At 49.8% G+C, this 1,060-nt stretch carries 1 protein-coding gene and 1 pseudogene; both read left to right on the top strand.

From position 1 onward, the window contains the following. A pseudogene (locus ACR0C6_RS21365) lies at nucleotides 1-242 on the top strand (integrase); the annotation flags it as partial. Between the two features lie 8 nt (nucleotides 243-250). Then, nucleotides 251-901, top strand: coding sequence for a hypothetical protein (locus tag ACR0C6_RS21370; RefSeq protein ID WP_217355602.1), 651 nt, complete (start codon nucleotides 251-253; stop codon nucleotides 899-901). Nucleotides 902-1,060: the final 159 nt, after the last annotated feature.

Here is a 1,060-nt window from a genome sequence, read left to right on the forward strand (position 1 = left end):
TGATATCGGACATGACCATGAGCAAGCTTATGGAGCGGCGCGGCATGGTGGAGCGTCCGCACGGGTTTCGATCCAGCTTCCGCGTTTGGGTTGCTGAGGCGACCAATACCCCGCACGATATTGCAGAGACGGCGCTGGGCCATGTTGTCGGCGGGGCTGTGGAGCGGAGTTATCGACGGACGGATTATCTTGAGCATCGAGCCAGTCTAATGGAACGATGGGCAAGGCTATTAAAGAAGTGAACTGATTAGTGTTGCAAAAATTCTCAGATATCCGCTTTGAGAAAAGCGATGACGGAACCTGGAAGATCAAAGGCACAGAAAAACTGACCAACTTCGAACTGGCCGTATTTCTTGTTAGCTTGCCTCTCTTCGTGATCAGCAAATCTCCAAGGAAATACAGTCACGAAGTAAATACGATTTTATTGAACATGCAGGCGGATGGGGTGCCGAGGCTGACCCCTAGACCCGGGGATATATCGCGGTTGGTAAACCTCGCTTTTGCAGGGGATCAAAGCGCCAGAACTTACTTGAAAAAAGTTGCAGCGGATCTTCTCTTGAAAAGCCAAAAACTACCTTCGGAACTTTCCAAGTTCGCTGCCGCTGAATTGAATGGACAACTACCGAAAAAGGGGCGTGGCCGAGGCAGGAACGCGAACATAGAGAGAGACTTTATTATTGCTAGAGCGGTGGAAGGCTTAGTTAGGCGTGGGCTTCCGCACAATGGAGGGCCAAATTCGGCATGCGCCTTGGTTGCGGAGGCATTGTTAGGGTTTGACGTTCTTTTGACTGAAGATGGTGTGAGAAAGGCAGTGGAACGAACTAAGGTGCCCAACAACGCCGCATTGTCAAAAGAAATTACAAATGCGCTGAAACGAATTGGCAAGAGTAGACAAAGTTAAAAAGCACCGGAATTTAACCGTTGTTTTCTTTCCGGTGAACCTCTGTTTGCCAGACAGTACCTTGGTACCCATCAATCAAGATGGAGCACCAAAATGCGTTATCTCACCTTCCGCGACCTGCAAGAAAAACTCGGTGGCCGAGGCCGCACCACTATCTAC

It is taken from the genome of Ruegeria sp. AL12 (assembly GCF_056540885.1).